Source organism: Sphingobium sp. BYY-5 (assembly GCF_022758885.1).
GTDB lineage: Bacteria > Pseudomonadota > Alphaproteobacteria > Sphingomonadales > Sphingomonadaceae > Sphingobium.
This window is the reverse complement of sequence record NZ_JALEBH010000001.1, coordinates 1545944-1562879: the sequence shown is the minus strand read 5'-3', so window position 1 is coordinate 1562879 and position 16936 is coordinate 1545944. Positions and strand designations below refer to the sequence as shown.

Sequence of the window (16936 nt, the reverse complement as noted above, 5' to 3'; positions counted from 1 at the left end):
GCACTGGTCATTGCGGGCGAAGTTGGTCTAGACAATCCGCCATGACCCATGGTTTGCGGACCCGACGCCGCGCTTCTGGCCGCTGCCCGCATTCTGCCCGGCTCTGTATTGCGCCATTGCTGCTGCTTGCGCCCTGTGCGGTGCAGGCGCAGCAGGCGTCAACGCCTGAGGCCCCGCTTCCGCAAGCAACGCCCCCGCAAGCCCCGCCTGACGTGAATGCGCCGCTCGACGCCATGCCCGACATCGGCCTGGATTGGCCGGACATGGGGCAGCCCGACAATATCGATCCGCTTCCCGCCGATCCCGCCGAACAGGACACCGCGGCCGCACCCGATCCGGCCGCCGGGGCCATACCGGTCGCGCCCGAACCGGTGGAGGATGTCGCGACCTTCACCGATGCGGGGGAGGAACGTCGCTACACAGTGCAATTGAATGGCATCGATGCGATCGCCAACGCGCAGTTCACCCAGCGCTTCGATGAGCTGTCCGTACTGCGCCTGGGTCAGGACAAGCCCGCCAACCTTGCCCAGATCAACCGGCGCATCAAGGAAGACAGCGACCTGATCGACCGGCTGCTGCGCGCCAAGGGCTATTATGCCGCGCGCATCCGGGGGAGCGTGGCGCCGCCGCCGGCCGGCAGTGACCGGCTGTCGGTCGGTTTCGACATCACACCCGGCCCGCGCTACCTGCTTTCGTCCGTCGATGTCACTGGCCTGGCCGAGACGGGCGATCGCGAAGCGAAGCTGCGCGCGGCCTTCCCGCCCAAGGTCGACGATCCGGTCGATGCGGACGCGATCCTCGCCGGGCAGGAGGGGCTGGCCACCGCGCTGCTGGAAAACGGCTTCCCCTTCGCCAAGGTGGACGAACCCGAAGTGCGGATCGACCATGAGGAGCGTAAGGGCGATCTCGACATCATTGTGACGCCGGGCGGCTTCCGCCGCTTCGGGGCGATCCGCATGGATGACGAAGAATTGTTCAACGCGCATCATGCGCAGGAAATCGCCCGCTTCAAGCCCGGCGACACCTATATGGCGTCCGATGTCGAGGATCTGCGCCGCGCCATCGTCGCGACCGGCCTTGTTTCCTCCGTCACGCTGACACCCAAGGATGCGGGCGATGGCGCGCATGTCGACCTGGACGTCGATATGCGCGCCGCGCCGCTGCGCACCGTCGCGGGCGAACTGGGCTATGGCACGGGCGAAGGCTATCGCGCGGAAGTGAGCTGGCAGCACCGCAACTTCTTCCCGCCCGAAGGGGCGGTGACGGTGCGCGGTGTCGTCGGCACGCAGGAGCAGACCGCCTCCTTCACCTATCGCCGCAACAACTTCAAACGGCGCGACAATGTGCTGACCGGCCTGGTGTCGATCAGCAATATCAAGCGCGACGCCTATGACGCGCGCACCATCACCCTGTCGGGGGCGATCGAGCGGCAGACCAATATCCTGTTCCAGAAGAACTGGGTCTGGCGTGTCGGCGGGGAATTGATCGCGTCGGATGAAGCCGATGCGTTCAGCAACGGCGCGCGCCGCACCTTCCTGATCGCGGCGGTGCCGCTCAGCCTCACTTATGACGGCAGCGACGACCTGCTCAATCCGACCAAGGGGTTCCGCCTGGGCGGCCGCGTCAGCCCGGAACTCTCCTTCCAGGACAAGACGTTCGGCTATGCCAAGGTGCAGGTGGACGGCAGCGTCTACCAGCCGATGAGCGACCGGGTGGTGCTCGCCGCCCGTGCGCGCTTCGGCACCATCCTGGGTTCGACGGTGGATCAGATCGCGCCGTCCCGCCGCTTCTATGCGGGCGGTGGCGCATCGGTGCGCGGCTATGGTTATCAAAAGATCGGCCCGCGCTATGGCCCGGATGACGATCCGGTCGGCGGCAAGAGCCTGGCCGAATTTTCGCTGGAAAGCCGCATCCGGTTCGGCAATTTCGGCGTCGTGCCCTTCGTCGATGCCGGCAATATCTCCACCAGCTTCCTGCCGCGTTTCCGCGACCTGCGCATCGGCGCGGGCATGGGCGTGCGTTATTATAGCAGCTTCGGGCCGATCCGCGTCGATGTCGGCACGCCGCTCAATCCGCAGGCGGGCGATCCCAAAGTCGCCGTCTATGTCTCGCTGGGGCAGGCTTTCTGATGGCCGAAGAGACATCCCAACCGGCTGTCGTGCCGCCGCCTCCGCCAACGCGGCATCGGCGCGCCTGGGATGGGCGCTGGCAGCGCTGGCTCGCCGGTCTGCTGGCGGCGGCGCTGCTGATCGTCGTCGGCGCGTTGGTCTGGCTCGACACGTCGGGCGGCCATCGTTTCCTCGCCAGCCGCATCGCGACCATCAAATCCGCGTCGGGCCTGCGGATCGAGGTCGGCGGGATCGAAGGCAGCATTTATCGCAAGGCGGTGCTGCGCGACCTGACCCTGTCCGATCCCAAGGGGCGCTTCCTGGACGCGCCGCGCGTGGAGCTGGACTGGTGGCCTTTCGCCTGGCTGTCCAACCGGCTGGACATCGACCGGCTCGCTATACCGCAGGCGACACTGCACAAGCTGCCCCAGCTTAATCCGACCCAGCGGCGGGGGCCGATCCTGCCCGGCTTCGACATCCGCCTGATGCAGTTTTCGGTCGGGCGGCTGACCATCGCGCCCGGCATCACCGGTCGCGCCCAGACCGCCACCATGACCGGCGACGCCGATATTCGCGGTGGCCGGGCGATCATCGACCTGTCGGCGCGCACGCTGGACGGCAGCGATGCGTTGACCATCGCGCTCGACAGCCGTCCGGACAATGATCGCTTCCAGCTCGACGTCACCGTCAACGCGCCGAAAAATGGCGTGCTGGCGGCGATGGCGGGCCTGAAGCAGGACGCCAATCTCCGCATCGGCGGCAAGGGGAGCTGGAGCCGTTGGGACGGTCGCCTGTCCGCGACGCTGGACGGCGCGCCCACCGCCGACATGGTGCTGGCCGCGCGCAGCGGCGCCTATTCGGCGCGCGGCACGATGGAGGGGGCGGCGATCGCGGGCAATGGCCTGCTCCGTCGTATGGCCGATCCGCGCCTGTCGGTCCGCGCCAGCGGCACGATGGTCGACCGGGTGATCGACGGGAAGCTGACGCTCCGGTCGGCCGCTTTCGATCTTGACGCCGACGGCGCGATCGATCTGCGCAACAATGCACTCGACAACCTGCTCATCACCCTGAAGCTCGCCCGGCCCCAGGCCTTGCTCAAAACCATGCGCGGTCGCGACATAGCGGCGAAGGTCCGGCTGGACGGGCCGTTCAGCGCGCCGGGATACGAATATCTGCTGACGGCGCGTGAGCTGGTCTTCGACAAGACGGTGATCCGCGACGTGCGCGCCGAGGGCAAGGGGCGGCACGCGGGTAAAGGCGCGGCGCTGATTCCGGTCAAGCTGCGCGCGCACCGGCTGGACGGGCAGGGCGACCTGGTCGAGGGGATCGTCCGCAATTTCCAGCTCGACGGCGTGCTGCAACTCAAGGGGCAGCAGATCATCGGCAACCCGATGCAGTTCCGGTCGGACAAGTTGCGCGGCAAGCTGGCGATGATCGCCGACCTCAAGACGGGCCGCTATGATGTCGGCTTGGACGGCCAGCTCAACGGCCTGTTCATCCGCGGCCTGGGCGTGGTCGATCTGACCTCCAAGCTGCACGCCGCGCCCCGTCGCGACGGCGGCTTCGGCCTCAGCGGCAATGCGCAGGCGCGGGTCCGGCGGCTGGACAATGATTTCCTGCGGACGCTGGGTGGCGGCCTGCCGTCCGTGCGCAGTGCATTGGAACTGCGGCCCGATGGGCAGATCGCGCTCAGCAATCTGCGTCTGGATTCGCCGCTGCTGACATTGGCGGGTCAGGGCCTGCGCCACCGCGACGGGTCTTTGCATCTGGAAGCGAGCGGCCGCCATGGCCGCTATGGTCCCGTCACCCTGATGCTGGACGGCATGATCGAACATCCGACCATCGACCTGCTGCTGGCCCGGCCGATGGACGCGCTGGGCCTGCGCGACGTGCGGGCGAAACTGATCCCGGATGCCACCACCGGGTATAGCTATACGGCGCAGGGCGGATCGACGCTCGGCCCGTTCACCGGGCATGGCGTCATCCTGCTGCCGCCGGGCGGTCAGGCAGTGGTGCGCGTCGCCAATCTTGCCGTATCGGGCGTCACCGCCAGCGGCGACATCCGTCCCATCAAGGACGGGTTGGACGGTCAATTGAGCGTGATCGGCCCGGTCACTGGCTATATCAACTTCAAGCCGGTGAATGATGTCCAGCAGGTGCAGTTGAAGCTGAACGCCACCGACGCCAGTTTCGAAGGGCCGACGGTCATCGCGGTGCGGCGCGGAACGCTGGACGGCACGATCCTGCTCGATCCCGACGGCACCACCGTCACCGCCACCGCTCAGGCGCGCGGCTTGCGGGTGGGCGGCGTGTTGCTGGGCCGCTTTGCCGCCGACGCCGCGCTGGTCGATGGCAAGGGCAAGATCAGCGGCAGCCTGTCCGGCCAGCGCGGGCGGATCTTCGATTTGCAGGGGGAGGCCCAGGTCGAACCCGACCGCATCCGCCTGTCCGCCAGCGGCACGGTCGACAAGCGTCCCATTCGCCTGACCCGCGCGGCGCTGCTGACCCGGACCGAGGATGGCTGGCGCCTGTCGCCCGCCACGCTCAGCTATGCCGGTGGATCGCTGCAACTGGCGGGCGAACTGGGCGCCGCATCGACCCATGTCGAGGCGCGGATGGAGAAGCTGCCGCTTTCCCTGCTCGACATCGCCTATGACAATCTGGGCCTGGGCGGCATGGCGACCGGCTCCCTGAGCTATGCCCAGCCGCGCGGCGGCCTGCCCAGCGGCAAGGCGGAGTTGCGCATTCGCGGCCTGTCGCGTTCCGGCCTGTCCTTGAGTTCCCGACCAGTGGATGTCGGCGTCAATGCCGCGCTGACGCCGGATCGGCTGGCGACGCGCATGGTCTTTGTCGCCGACGGCAAGACGATCGGGCGTGCGCAGGCGCTGCTGACGCCGCTCAGCCATGAGGGCGGGCTGGTGGAGCGGTTGAATGCCGCGCAGCTCTTCGCGCAGCTTCGCTATGGCGGGACCGCCGATACGCTCTGGCGGCTGCTCGGCGTGGAGATTGTCGATATCGCCGGGCCGGTCAGCGTGTCGGCCGACATGCGCGGTACGCTGGGCGACCCCCGCATCACCGGGCAACTTGCGACCGACAATGCCACGATCAACAGCCCCGTCACCGGTATGCGCCTGCGCGATGTCAAGGCGCAGGGGCGCTTCTCCGGCGCGCAGCTCGTCATCTCCAGCTTCGCCGCGACCGCGCAGAATGGCGGCACCGTCAATGGCACCGGCCGCTTCACCTTCAACGGCATCGGCGGCGTAGGCATGGACCTGGCGTTGCAGGCGAACAATGCCGCCCTGCTGGAGCGGGACGACATCGCCGCTACCGTCACCGGCCCCATCACCCTGCGTTCCGATGGCGTGGGCGGCACGATCGGCGGCGATCTGGTGCTCAACAGAAGCCGTTTCACGATGGGCCGCGCCGCCGCCGTGGCGCAAATCCCCGAACTGCGCGTGATCGAGGTCAACCGGCGCGGCGAGGAAATAGATCAGCCGCGCGCCACCGCCCCCTGGACGCTGGCGGTGAAGGCGCGGGCGCGCAACCGCCTGACCGTCACGGGCCTTGGCCTCGACAGCGAATGGCGCGCGGACCTGAACCTCGGCGGGACCGTCACCAACCCGGCCATCGCCGGCCGCGCTGAATTGGTGCGCGGCGGCTATGAGTTCGCGGGTCGCCGGTTCGACCTGCGCGAAGGCCATATCCAGTTCGACGGCAAGACCCCGGTGAACCCCACGCTCGACATCAGCGCGGAGGCCGATGTCAGCGACCTTAGCGCTACCATCCATGTCGGTGGCACCGGCCTGAAGCCCGACATCACCTTCACCAGCACCCCCGCGCTGCCGCAGGACGAACTGCTCTCCCGCATCCTGTTCGGCACGTCGATCACCAACCTGTCCGCGCCCGAAGCGCTCCAGCTTGCCTCGGCGGTGGGTTCGCTCCAGGGCAATGGCGGCCTCGATCCGATCAACGCGGTGCGCAAGGCGGCGGGTCTCGACCGGCTGCGCATCATCGCCGCCGACCCGACCCAGGGGCAGGGCACGTCGATCGCGGCGGGCAAATATCTGACCCGCAAAACCTATGTCGAACTGATTACCGACGGACAGGGCTATAGCGCCACCCGGATGGAATATCAGGTCACGCGCTGGCTCTCTCTGCTGGGCGCCATCTCCACCCTGGGGCGCCAGAGCGCCAACGTCCGCATTTCCAAGGATTATTGAAAGTGACCAAGAGCCGCATTGATGCCGGCACCGCGATCAGCGTGATGGACCTGTTCACCATCGGCATCGGCCCGTCCAGTTCGCATACCGTCGGGCCGATGCGCGCCGCGCTGATGTTCATGGACACGCTGCCCGCCATCCCCGTCCGGGTGCAGTGCGAATTGTTCGGATCGCTGGCGCTGACGGGCAGGGGCCATGCGACCGATGTCGCAATCCTGCTGGGCCTGTCGGGCCATCGCCCCGAAAGCACCGATCCCGACGCCATATCCGCCATCCTCGCCGCCATCCGCAGCGAGGGACGTATCCAGGCCGGCAGCGCGATCAACCGTTGGGTGCCGTTCGCGGAGGATAGCGACCTGCTGTTCCGCATGGGCGAATTTCTGGAGGCGCACAGCAATGGTATGCGCTTTTCCGCCTGGTTCGAAGGGCAGGCCGCGCCGCTGGTGCGCGACTATTATTCCATCGGCGGCGGCGCGGTCCTGCCCGGCGCAGTGCCGGTCAACGACGACACGCCGCTTGGCCATAATGTCGTGCAGCCCTTTCCCTTCTCCTCTGGCGAGGAGATGCTGGCGCAGGGCGAGCGCAGCGGCCTGTCGATCGCGACGCTGGTGCTGCGCAATGAAGGCGCCTGGCGCGCGCAGGAGGAGACGGAGGCGTTTCTCGACAGCGTGATCGACGCCATGTCCGCCTCGATCGACCGGGGACTGATGCAGGAAGGGCTGCTGCCCGGCGGCCTCAAGGTCCGCCGCCGCGCCCGCGCCATTCACCAGCGGTTGCGCCTGCAACAGGATGCGCTGGGACCGGCGCAGATTTTCGAATGGGTCAGCCTGTTCGCGCTCGCGGTGAATGAGGAAAATGCAGCGGGCGGCCGCGTCGTCACCGCGCCCACCAATGGCGCGGCGGGGGTGATCCCGGCGGTGCTGCATTATTACCGCCGCTTCGTACCCGGCGCCGACCGCGAGGGGGAGCGTCGTTTCCTGCTCACGACGGCGGCGATCGGCTTCCTCTACAAGAAGCGCGCCTCCATCTCCGCGGCCGAAATGGGCTGTCAGGGGGAGGTGGGCGTCGCCTGCTCGATGGCGGCGGCGGGCCTCGCCGCCGTGCTGGGCGGCACCAACCAGCAGATCGAAAATGCCGCCGAAATCGGCATGGAGCATAATCTGGGCCTTACCTGCGATCCGATCGGCGGCCTTGTCCAGATTCCGTGCATCGAACGGAACACCATGGGCGCGGTCAAGGCGATCAACGCCGCCTATCTCGCGCTCCAGGGCGACGGGCGGCATATCGTCAGCCTGGACGCGGTGATCGAAACCATGCGCCAGACCGGCGAGGACATGGCGAGCCGCTACAAGGAAACCTCGCTTGGCGGCTTGGCGGTCAATGTCGTCGAATGTTGAGAAAATAGTTCCTTCGCCTTATCGCCTCCCTCGCACGATTTCGCGATGAGTTGAGCGGATTTTGTGCCATTAATGCAACATAATCAGTCGTTTATCTCCCATTCATGAAACAAACGGCTTTGCTCCGGCTTGAGCGTCTCACCCCCTGATGGGGGAGAATGACGAACGGAGTACCTCTTATGCGTAAGTTGATGGTCGCAACCCTTCTGGCCGGCGTGACCGTGTCCGCCCCGGCGCTGGCGCAGGACGCCGCCCCAAGCTTCACCGGTCCCCGTGTCGAGGGCATTCTCGGCTGGGATCATACCGGCGCGGGCAGCAGCGTCGATAATGACAATGGCCGTGACGATGAGTCGATCAACGGCCTGCTCTACGGTGTCGGCGCAGGCTATGACGTGAATCTGGGCGGCGCGGTCGTGGGTGTCGAAGGTGAATGGACCGACTCCACATCGAAGAGCAGCCGCCGCGATTTCACCGACCAGTTCGGCTTCGGCCGGGTGAAGCAGGGCCGCGATCTCTATGTCGGCGCGCGCGCGGGTATCCTCGCCAATCCCTCCACGCTCCTCTACGTGAAGGGCGGCTATACCAACACCAAGCTCGACGTGCTGGCCGGCGACACCGACGAAACCACCGACACATCGTTCAAGCTGAACGGCTGGCGTGTCGGCGCGGGCGTGGAGCGGGCGATCAACGCCAACACCTTCGCCAAGATCGAATATCGCTATTCCAAATATGATGACGCCCACATCAACTTCGCCGATGGAACGACCAGCGACCAGTTCGGCATCGACACCGACCGCCATCAGGTTGTCGGCAGCGTCGGCTGGCGTTTCTAGAACATCATGTGCAGGAGTCGGCCGGAGCACGAAAAATGGCTCTGCACACGGAATTGTACGAAAATAAATAACTAAATTATTGTTCTATTTCGGAAAGATAGAACAAAATTCTTCCGGGGGAAGGGGTCGGTCATTGGATCGGCCCCTTTTTATATCATGAAATAGAAGGCTGTGATCAGTTAATCTAACAAGGAATCATCCATTTAATGGATGACATATTCGTTGATGATATGTTTCAGATTTTCTGCACGGAATCCAGAAAGCGCTTGTAGATGGTTACAACCTGATCTTCGATTGGCCTGGTAGGATCAGGTTTCCTAACCCCGGATCGAAGCGCCCATGCTTGCGTAAGTTGTGCGGCAACTTGAGCCGCAGTCTCATCGCCAATCGCCATAAAGAACCCCCGTCTTGTCAGATTTAGGGAAGAATGCGACGCAGGGGAAATAAGTCAATGATGAATACTGCGGTGCAGCATATGTATACTGATATGTTGCGCAATTTTTTCTGCGGCCATGACCCGCGCCTTGCAATGAAAGGCGACGGGGCGCGGGAAGATCGCGTCAAACCCCCTATCGGTCTCTCCGCAGGAATGTTATTGACATCATTGTGAGTAACGCGATTCCCCATCTCTATCCCGTCGGCATCGAGCCGGATGACATCGACTTCATGGGTCATGTGAACAATGCCAGCTACCTGAAATGGGTGCAGAGCGCGGTGCTGGACCATTGGCGCGCGTTGGCCCCGGCCGAAGCGGTCGCGGAGCATCTCTGGGTCGCGCTCAAGCATGAGATCACCTATCGCAAGCCCACTTTCCTGGACGATGAGGTGATTGCCACCGTTCTCCTCGAAAAGGTGCAGGGCGCGCGCGCCTTCTACGAAACGATCATCCGCCGGGGTGAGGAAGTGCTGGCGGAGGTCAAGTCGAGCTGGTGCTGCATCGACGCCAGCACGCTGCGCCCCGCGCGGCTGGCGCGCGAGGTGATCCAGCATTTCTTCGCCGGGGATGAGCCGAAGGACTGATACCGGGATGCATAGAGAATGACGCATCGCTGTTCCCCGGCGAAAGCCGGGGTCCAGTTCGAACCGTGGAGCTGTTCCCCGGCTTTCACCGGGGAACAGCAACCAGTCGATCCTGATGCGTTATTCTCTATGCAGCTTGGTAGGAGAGATTGCTTGGGAATGCACGGAAGAGCACATTCCCAAACGCACTCCAGCCTCGCGCCGATCAGTTGAGATTTTCTTTCGAGAAGTTGGAATAGTCGCCCAGCAGCGTTGACCACCAGTCGAGTATATCCTTGAAATTGGTCTGATTAATTCCACCTATGGTGGCGACGTCATAGCGCAGGGTCAGTTCATGCTCGTCGTTGACGATGGCGCTGACGAAGCGTTTTTCATTGTTCCATTTGTTCACATAATCGGCCGTGATCTTCTCATTCGCATCATAGGATGCATAAAATTGCAGGGATTCGCATTTTACGTGCTCCGTGCAATCGTAGAAGAGAATCGAGAATTTATAGCCCGCCGCCGCGCTGTTTATCATCGGGTCGCCCAGATTGTCCTTGGTCAGTTCGGCGGTGTAGCCGGCCTTCTGCAGGGCGCTGGCGATCGTCTGGGGACTGGCGGCGCATACCAGGTCGGTGCCGCAGCCGGTCTCGTCCTTCGGCGCGGCGTAGGTGGGGATCGACGCGGTAATCGACAGGGCCAGGCCAAGGCCAAGCAGCGACAGGCGGAAGGGGGGCATCATGATCTCCATAGACGGGGTCGAACAGGAATGGCGGACCCCACCAAGGGGGATTTCTCGTTGAAGCGTCACGCTCACAATGACGGGGGGATCAGGCTGATATCGACCGGCTCTAAAGCGTCGCTTCGATCTCGCGCGCGGCGTGGTCGGGATTGTCCGCCAGGCTGATCGGGCGGCCGACCACCAGGACGGATGCGCCCCGGTCGAGCGCCTGGCGCGGCGTCACCGCGCGCTTCTGGTCGCCCATCGCGCCGCCGGTGGGGCGTACGCCCGGCACCACGAAGAAGCCGTCATTCCAGGCCGCCTTGGCCAGCGCCACTTCCGCGCCCGAACAGACGATGCCGTCCAGGCCCGCGCTCTGCGCCAGGTCGGCGAGGCGGCGGACCTGATCCTCCGCTTTCCCACCTACGCCGATGTCGAGCAGGTCGCCATTGTCCAGGCTGGTAAGCACGGTGACGGCCACCACCTTGGTATTGATGCCCGCCGCCGCCTTGGCGTCCTCCAGCATGGCGCGTCCGCCCGCCGCATGGACGGTCAGGATCGCGGGTTCCAGCACATGCAGCGATTGCACCGCCTTCGCCACCGTATTGGGAATGTCGTGCAGCTTGAGGTCCAGGAAGATCGGCAGGTCGAACTTCATCATTTCATGCACGCCATGATGGCCATTGGCGCAGAAGAACTCCAGGCCCAGCTTCAGCCCGCCGACATGATGCCGCACCTGCCCGGCGAGTATCTGCGCCTTGGCAAGGTCGGGCGTATCGATGGCGACGTAGATGGGGCTGGTCATGCGGGTCCTGTGAGGCTGGAAGATGGGGTAAGGGAGTCCGGCGTGTCCGGAACATCCGAAAAGGCGGGAGCGGGCGGCGGCGTGGCGGCGGCGGTCGCCACCACCAAGGCCCGTTCGGTGCTGTCGAGCCGGCGCCGCAACCGCCAGCGTGTCGCCCGCGCCATCACCCAGAAGGGCAGGGCGCCGAGCAGGAACGCGCCGATCAGCAGCACGGGCAGTTTGGTTTCCATCACCAGATCGCCCCACAGCCGCACGGTCACGGGCACATAATTCGCCATGCAGAAGAAGGCGAGCGCCACGGCGATGGCGACCCAAAAGGCTGTCCGCAAAAATTGCATAGGCTGATACCTCGCTGCTGGTTTACCGCAGCTTAGGCGATCGAAGCGGATTTCGGAAGCGCCTGATCGATTTCGTCGATCGCGACGGTCATGGACAGGCGTGCGACCGCGCCCGGCGCCAGCGTCGCCATGCCGCCGCGATTGATCGCGTCGGGCATATGGCTGACCGGTTCCAGGCAGAAAAAGCCCGCATCCGGCGGGCGATAGACATGCAGCCAGTCCGCGCCCGTGGCGGTCAGGGTGAGGCGCAGGCCGTCGCCGCGCTCGACCGTCGCCACGCCGCCCCAGCCGCCATAGACATTGTCGATCAGGCTGTCGCCGCGCACGGTCGCGGGTCGCGACCAGTCGCCCAGCGTGTCGGCGGGCGCTTCCCGTTCGGGCAGCATGTCGGGGGTGGAGAGCCACAGGCTGCGCGCATCGAACCGGAGCGTGGTCGCGTCATCGGCCACGAAATAGGGGTGGAAGCCCAGGCCGACCGGCATCGGGCGATCGCCCCTGTTTTCCACGAACAGCGACATGGACAGGTCCGACGGCGTGATCGCCATCTGCTGTTCGGCGCGATAGGGCCAGGGCCAGCCCGCATCGCCTTCATGCTCGTGGATCAGGTGCGCGGATGTGCCATCTGTCGCTTTCGCTGTCCATGCCGCTTGCCACCCAAAGCCATGGATGCTGTGCGGATGGTCGCCGAAATTGAGGGGGAGCCGGTAATCCTGCCCCCCGAACGCGAAATGCCCGTCCGCGATGCGATTGGCATAAGGGACCAGCGGGAAGCTGGCCATGGCGAGCGGATCATCGGTTCCTTCGGGCGCGCGCCGCAGCAGGTCCGCGCCGTCCAGCGTCAGCCGCAGCAGCGACCCGCCGATCGCGGGCGAGAGCGCTGCCTCCAGCGCCCCCGCCCGCAGGATGATGTTGCCCTGGCTCAGCCGACCATATCCTCAAGCTCGCGGCCCTTGGTCTCATGCACCATGGCGCGCACGAAGAAGAAGGAGATGAGCGCGAACAACGCATAGCCGGTGTAGGTGAAGACCAGGCCCGGCGACACGGCCAGCGCCGGGAAGCTGACCGAGATCGCCGCATTGGCGATCCACTGGGCAAAGCCCGCCACCGCCAGGCCGGAGCCGCGGATCTGGTTCGGGAACATCTCGCCCAGCATGACCCACATGATCGGACCCCAGCTAAGGTTGAAGAAGATCACGTAGAGATTGGCCGCGATCAACGCCATCAGGCCGTTATGGCCGGGCAGGATGACGCCGCCGTCCGCACCGGTGACGGCGGTGGAGAAGGCATAGGCGACGATCGCCAGCGTCACCGCCATGCCCGCCGAGCCGATCAGCAGCAACGGCTTGCGGCCGATCCGGTCGACCAGCATGATCGTGCCCAGGCACGCGCCGATCGACAGCACGCCCGACAGGATGTTGATCTGGAGCGCATTATCCTCCGAAAAGCCGACGGCTTCCCACAGGGTCGCACCATAATAGAAGACGACGTTGATGCCCACGAGCTGCTGGAAGACGGCGAGGCCGATGCCGGTCCAGACGATCGGGCGCACCTTGCCGCTGACCTTATCGATCAGGTCGCTGAGCTTGGGGCGATGATGGTCGGCGGCCAGGCTGGCGCGGATTTCGGCGACCTTGCGGTCGGCTTCGGCCGCACCGAACAGGCGGGTGAGGACGGCGCGGGCGCGCTCGTCCTGCCCGCGTGCGACGAGGTAGCGGGGGCTTTCCGGGATCACCAGCAGCGCCAGGAAATAGATGGCGGCCGGGATTGCCTGCAACCAGAACATCCAGCGCCAGGCCGGGAAGTCGAGCCACAGCGGCGCGGTGGAGCCGCCCGCATAGCGCGCCAGCACGAAATTGGCGACGAACGCGCCGGTGAGGCCGGAGATGATCATCACCTGCTGCACCGACGATAGCCGGCCGCGCACGTTGGCGGGGGTGACTTCGGAGATATAGACGGGCGAAATGACGCTCGCCGCGCCGACGCCCAGGCCGCCGATGATGCGCGCGAAGATGAAGATGGCCGACGAACCGGCCGCGCCTGCCAGCAGCGCGCTGACCAGGAACAGGATGGCGGCCAGCATCATCACGCCGCGACGGCCGATGATGTCGGCCATGCGGCCCGCGCCGAACGCGCCGATCGACGACCCGACCAGGATCGCGCCGACATTAATGCCGATGCCCAGCTTGCCCAGGTCGAAGGCACTTTCCAGCCCCTTCTGCGTGCCGTTGATGACGCCCGAATCATAACCGAACATGAAACCGCCGATCGTCGCCACCGCGACGATCGCTGCGATGAAGGCCATATTGACCTTCCCGGCGCTCCCCTCACTCATTCGTTCATCCTTCCTGCTCTTCTATATCTCGGCGATAGTCCCTGGCAGCCCCGTGACACCGGGATCGAAGGCGAAGAGATCGCCTGCCAAGGGTTGCTCTGTCAACGCTGTCATGTTCAACCCCTTGCGCGCGGTCGTCGCATAGGCGGTGCTCAGTCCCTCGCCGCCAAAGGCGATCTTGGTGATGTTGGCGACGGGGAAGCGGATTTCGCGCATCAGCTTGCCCGCCGGATCGTAGCGGCGCACCGCCCATCCGCCGAACAACCCGGTCCACAGGCAGCCTTCGGCATCGACCGTCGGCCCGTCGGGATAGCCAGCGCCATCCTCGATCTTGGTGAACAGGCGGGTATTGCCGACTGCGCCCTCTTCCGTCAGCTCGGTGCGCCAGATGCGCTTGCCCAGCGTGTCGGTATGATAGAGAATGCGGCCATCGGGCGAAAAAGCGGGGCCGTTGGTGATCGACACCGGCGGCAGGCCCGTTTCGGCGCAGACGCCCCTGTGCAGGCGGTAGAAATAGCCGCTATCGGCCTTTTCCCCATCGTCCATCGTCCCGAACCAGAGCGCCCCGTCGGGGGCCACGCTGGCGTCGTTCTGGCGATTGCCGGGCAGGTGCGCTTCGGGCGCGTGGAGCAGCGCAAAGCTGCCCTGCTCCGGGTCGAAGCGATGCACGCCCGATTGCAGGCCGACCGCGAACAGCCCGTCGTCGGTCGGCGCAATCCAGCCCACCTGCTCCGGCGCGGCCCAGCTGCGGCCGACTTCCAGCGCCGGGTCGTAGCGGTGGACGCGATGCCCCTTGATGTCGACGAACCAGAGGGCGGCGTCGCGCGCCACCCAGACCGGCCCTTCGCCCAGCGTCGCGCCGACCGACAGGATGCTCTGTGGCTCGGCGGTCGGCATCTCAGCGCCAGCCCGCATCGATGAAATAATCATGGCCGGTGCAGTAACGCGCATCGTCCGACGCCAGGAACATCGCCAGCGCGGCGACGTCCACCGGCAGGATGCGGCCGTCCAGGCATTGCGCCGCGACGATCTCCGCCTCGCCTTCGGGCGTGTACCATTTTTCCTGGCGCGGGGTCTTCACATTGCCGGGGATGATGGTGTTGACGCGGATATTGTCGCGGCCCAGGTCGCGGGCAAGGCTGCGGGTCAGCCCTTCGATCGCGGCCTTGGCGGTCTGGTAGAGCGTCAGTTCGGGCAGGGCGAGATGCCAGCTTATCGACCCGAAATTCAGGATCACGCCGCCACCGGCGCGCTTCATCGCGGGCACGGCGGCCTGCGATGCGAAGAAGAGGTGGCGCAGGTTCACCGCCATCCGCTCGTCCCAATAAGTGGGGGTGACATCCTCGATCCTGTGGCGGTCGTCATTGGCGGCATTGTTGACGAGAATATCGATCCCGCCAAGCTGCGCCTCCACCTTTCCGATCATCGCCTGCACCGCTTCAATGTCGCGCAGGTCGACCGCGTGGAAGATTGGCGCGACATCCGTGTCGGCAAGCCGGGCGACCAGCGCCTCGCTTTCGGCCACGGCGATATCGCAGAAGGCGACATGCGCGCCCTGGCCGACGAACGCCTCGACCAGCCCTTCGCCGATGCCGCTGCCGCCGCCGCTGATAAAGACCCGCTTGCCCCGGAGACTAGGGTAGATGGCGCCGTTCATGCGGTTTCGGTCTCCTGGGCGGTCAGCAGGCCGCGCGCGGCCAGATTGGTCATCAGGGCGGTAAGGCCCCAGGTCCAGGGCGCGGCGTCCTTCGACGTCACGACCGTATTCACCAGCTTGCCCAGGCGCGGAGTGGAGATGGCAACGCTGTCTCCAACCTTGTGCGTAAAGCCGCGGCCCGGCTCGTCACGGTCCTGAACGGGGGCGAAGAGCGTCCCCAGGAACAGCGTGAAGCCGTCGGGATATTGATGTTCCGACAGGGTCTGGCGCACCAGGTCCAGCGGATCGCGGCTGATCTGGTTCATGCTGCTCTTGCCTTCCAACCGATAGCCTTCCGGCCCGTCGATGGTCAGCCCCACTTCGGCATTGCGCACGTCGTCGATGGTGAAATCACCGTCGAACAGGCGGATCAGCGGGCCGAGCGAGCAGGAGGCGTTATTGTCCTTCGCCTTGCCCAGCAGCAACGCGGAGCGGCCTTCGAAATCGCGCAGGTTGACGTCATTGCCCAGCGTCGCGCCCACCGCGCTGCCGGCGGCGTTGACGATCAACACCACTTCGGGTTCGGGATTGTTCCAGGTGGAATCGGACCGGATGCCGATCTCCGCGCCCAGGCCCACGGTCGAGAGCACCGGCGCCTTGGTGAAGACTTCCGCATCGGGGCCGATCGCGACTTCCAGATATTGCGACCAGAGGCCGTCCTCGATCAGCGCAGCCTTGAGCGCGGCGGCTTCTTCGGTGCCGGGGACCACGGCGCGGATCGAACCGCCCACGCGCTCTTCCAGCCGGCCGCGAATCTCGGCGGCGGCGCTGGAGTCGCCCCGCGCCCGCTCCTCGATCACCCGCTCCAGCGCGGACAGGGCGAAGGTCACGCCGCACGCTTTGACGCATTGCAGGTCGACCGGGCTGAGCAGCGGCAGGCCGAGGGTTTCGAGCGGGCCGAGCGCTTCGCCGGAAGCAGCGGAAAGCGGCAATTTCTCAACCAGTTGCGCGACGGTCGGTGCGACGCGGCTCATGTCATAGGCCTGGCCATCGGCGACCAATATCGGGCTGGGACCGGCAGCGGTTTGAACGCGGCCGATGAACAAGCCTTCGCGCCAGTCGGCAGGCAGGCAATCGAGCAGGGAAGCATCGCCCGGCATCATCAACTCCTAAAACGGTGGTCGTAATTGATAGCGCTACCAGCATGGAATGGCACGCCAAGTCAAGAGGGTGTTACGCAAAAGCCGCTCAAACGGAAAGTCGACAAGTGGAGAGGGTTATATCTTTTCCGGGCCTTCACTTTGGGGCATAAGCGCAAGGACTATGAGCAAGACCGAAGACAGCGCGCCGGCCACCGGCGCAGACGCCGCTTCTCCCGCAACAGCCGCTGCCGAAAAGGCTGGAAAGAAGGCCGACCTCGCCAGCGCCGCGCGCAAGTCCGCCGGCAAGAGCGTATGGATGGGAACGGCCGTCGGCATCGGATCGGCCGCCATCGTCGCAGCCCTCCTCTACGCCCGCAAGAAGGGCTGATCCCGCGCCGCCGC

General features: G+C 65.4%; 14 protein-coding genes. 6 read left to right on the top strand and 8 right to left on the bottom strand.

Annotated features, from left to right (window positions below):
- Nucleotides 1-41: 41 nt before the first annotated feature.
- The 5 genes from MOK15_RS07410 (at nucleotide 42) to MOK15_RS07390 (ending at nucleotide 9578) form a co-directional block, all read left to right on the top strand.
- Nucleotides 42-2129 carry an autotransporter assembly complex family protein gene (locus MOK15_RS07410; RefSeq protein ID WP_242931009.1) on the top strand — a complete coding sequence of 696 codons (2088 nt, stop codon included), beginning with the start codon at nucleotides 42-44 and terminating at the stop codon, nucleotides 2127-2129.
- Nucleotides 2129-6328: a translocation/assembly module TamB domain-containing protein gene (locus MOK15_RS07405; protein WP_242931008.1), complete on the top strand. Its 4200-nt coding sequence runs from the start codon at nucleotides 2129-2131 to the stop codon at nucleotides 6326-6328. The genes MOK15_RS07410 and MOK15_RS07405 overlap by 1 nt, the downstream gene beginning before the upstream one ends.
- Before the next feature lie 2 nt (nucleotides 6329-6330).
- On the top strand, nucleotides 6331-7725 hold the full coding sequence (locus MOK15_RS07400; protein WP_347567184.1) for an L-serine ammonia-lyase: 1395 nt from the start codon (nucleotides 6331-6333) through the stop codon (nucleotides 7723-7725).
- Nucleotides 7726-7904: 179 nt separating this feature from the next.
- On the top strand, nucleotides 7905-8558 hold the full coding sequence (locus MOK15_RS07395; RefSeq protein ID WP_242931007.1) for an outer membrane beta-barrel protein: 654 nt from the start codon (nucleotides 7905-7907) through the stop codon (nucleotides 8556-8558).
- Nucleotides 8559-9164: 606 nt separating this feature from the next.
- Nucleotides 9165-9578: a thioesterase family protein gene (locus MOK15_RS07390; RefSeq protein ID WP_242931006.1), complete on the top strand. Its 414-nt coding sequence runs from the start codon at nucleotides 9165-9167 to the stop codon at nucleotides 9576-9578.
- Between the two features lie 205 nt (nucleotides 9579-9783).
- Here the strand turns inward: MOK15_RS07390 and MOK15_RS07385 are convergent, their stop codons facing one another.
- From MOK15_RS07385 to MOK15_RS07350, 8 genes are all read right to left on the bottom strand, one after another.
- Complete coding sequence (locus MOK15_RS07385) at nucleotides 9784-10302, bottom strand: YbjN domain-containing protein (RefSeq protein ID WP_242931005.1); 519 nt, start codon at nucleotides 10300-10302, stop codon at nucleotides 9784-9786.
- Between the two features lie 109 nt (nucleotides 10303-10411).
- Complete coding sequence (pyrF, locus tag MOK15_RS07380; RefSeq protein ID WP_242931004.1) at nucleotides 10412-11086, bottom strand: orotidine-5'-phosphate decarboxylase; 675 nt, start codon at nucleotides 11084-11086, stop codon at nucleotides 10412-10414.
- On the bottom strand, nucleotides 11083-11424 hold the full coding sequence (locus MOK15_RS07375) for a lipopolysaccharide assembly protein LapA domain-containing protein (protein ID WP_242931003.1): 342 nt from the start codon (nucleotides 11422-11424) through the stop codon (nucleotides 11083-11085). Before MOK15_RS07375 ends, pyrF begins: the two co-directional genes overlap by 4 nt.
- 32 nt (nucleotides 11425-11456) lie before the next feature.
- Nucleotides 11457-12311 (bottom strand): aldose 1-epimerase, encoded by an 855-nt coding sequence (locus MOK15_RS07370; protein ID WP_347567219.1) that lies wholly within the window; start codon nucleotides 12309-12311, stop codon nucleotides 11457-11459.
- A 32-nt stretch (nucleotides 12312-12343) separates the two neighbouring features.
- A complete protein-coding gene (locus MOK15_RS07365) occupies nucleotides 12344-13756 on the bottom strand; it encodes a sugar porter family MFS transporter (RefSeq protein ID WP_242931002.1) in 1413 nt (470 codons plus the stop codon).
- A gap of 21 nt (nucleotides 13757-13777) precedes the next feature.
- A complete protein-coding gene (locus tag MOK15_RS07360; RefSeq protein WP_242931001.1) occupies nucleotides 13778-14653 on the bottom strand; it encodes an SMP-30/gluconolactonase/LRE family protein in 876 nt (291 codons plus the stop codon).
- A gap of 1 nt (nucleotide 14654) precedes the next feature.
- The gene (locus MOK15_RS07355) at nucleotides 14655-15413 is read right to left on the bottom strand and encodes an SDR family oxidoreductase (RefSeq protein WP_242931000.1); all 759 of its coding nucleotides are present in this window, start codon (nucleotides 15411-15413) and stop codon (nucleotides 14655-14657) included.
- Complete coding sequence (locus tag MOK15_RS07350; protein WP_242932671.1) at nucleotides 15410-16552, bottom strand: fumarylacetoacetate hydrolase family protein; 1143 nt, start codon at nucleotides 16550-16552, stop codon at nucleotides 15410-15412. The genes MOK15_RS07355 and MOK15_RS07350 overlap by 4 nt, the downstream gene beginning before the upstream one ends.
- Nucleotides 16553-16715: 163 nt before the next feature.
- Between MOK15_RS07350 and MOK15_RS07345 the strand changes: the two genes are divergently transcribed.
- On the top strand, nucleotides 16716-16922 hold the full coding sequence (locus tag MOK15_RS07345; protein WP_242930999.1) for a hypothetical protein: 207 nt from the start codon (nucleotides 16716-16718) through the stop codon (nucleotides 16920-16922).
- Nucleotides 16923-16936 lie beyond the last annotated feature (14 nt).

Bases quoted from the DNA above. Each gene is read 5' to 3' on its own strand.
- MOK15_RS07355 (WP_242931000.1), bottom strand. From the start codon at position 15,413: ATGAACGGCGCCATCTACCCTAGTCTCCGGGGCAAGCGGGTCTTTATC.
- MOK15_RS07375 (WP_242931003.1), bottom strand. From the start codon at position 11,424: ATGCAATTTTTGCGGACAGCCTTTTGGGTCGCCATCGCCGTGGCGCTC.
- pyrF (WP_242931004.1), bottom strand. From the start codon at position 11,086: ATGACCAGCCCCATCTACGTCGCCATCGATACGCCCGACCTTGCCAAG.
- MOK15_RS07365 (WP_242931002.1), bottom strand. From the start codon at position 13,756: ATGAGTGAGGGGAGCGCCGGGAAGGTCAATATGGCCTTCATCGCAGCG.
- MOK15_RS07395 (WP_242931007.1), top strand. From the start codon at position 7,905: ATGCGTAAGTTGATGGTCGCAACCCTTCTGGCCGGCGTGACCGTGTCC.
- MOK15_RS07410 (WP_242931009.1), top strand. From the start codon at position 42: ATGACCCATGGTTTGCGGACCCGACGCCGCGCTTCTGGCCGCTGCCCG.
- MOK15_RS07360 (WP_242931001.1), bottom strand. From the start codon at position 14,653: ATGCCGACCGCCGAGCCACAGAGCATCCTGTCGGTCGGCGCGACGCTG.
- MOK15_RS07385 (WP_242931005.1), bottom strand. From the start codon at position 10,302: ATGATGCCCCCCTTCCGCCTGTCGCTGCTTGGCCTTGGCCTGGCCCTG.
- MOK15_RS07405 (WP_242931008.1), top strand. From the start codon at position 2,129: ATGGCCGAAGAGACATCCCAACCGGCTGTCGTGCCGCCGCCTCCGCCA.
- MOK15_RS07345 (WP_242930999.1), top strand. From the start codon at position 16,716: ATGAGCAAGACCGAAGACAGCGCGCCGGCCACCGGCGCAGACGCCGCT.
- MOK15_RS07350 (WP_242932671.1), bottom strand. From the start codon at position 16,552: ATGCCGGGCGATGCTTCCCTGCTCGATTGCCTGCCTGCCGACTGGCGC.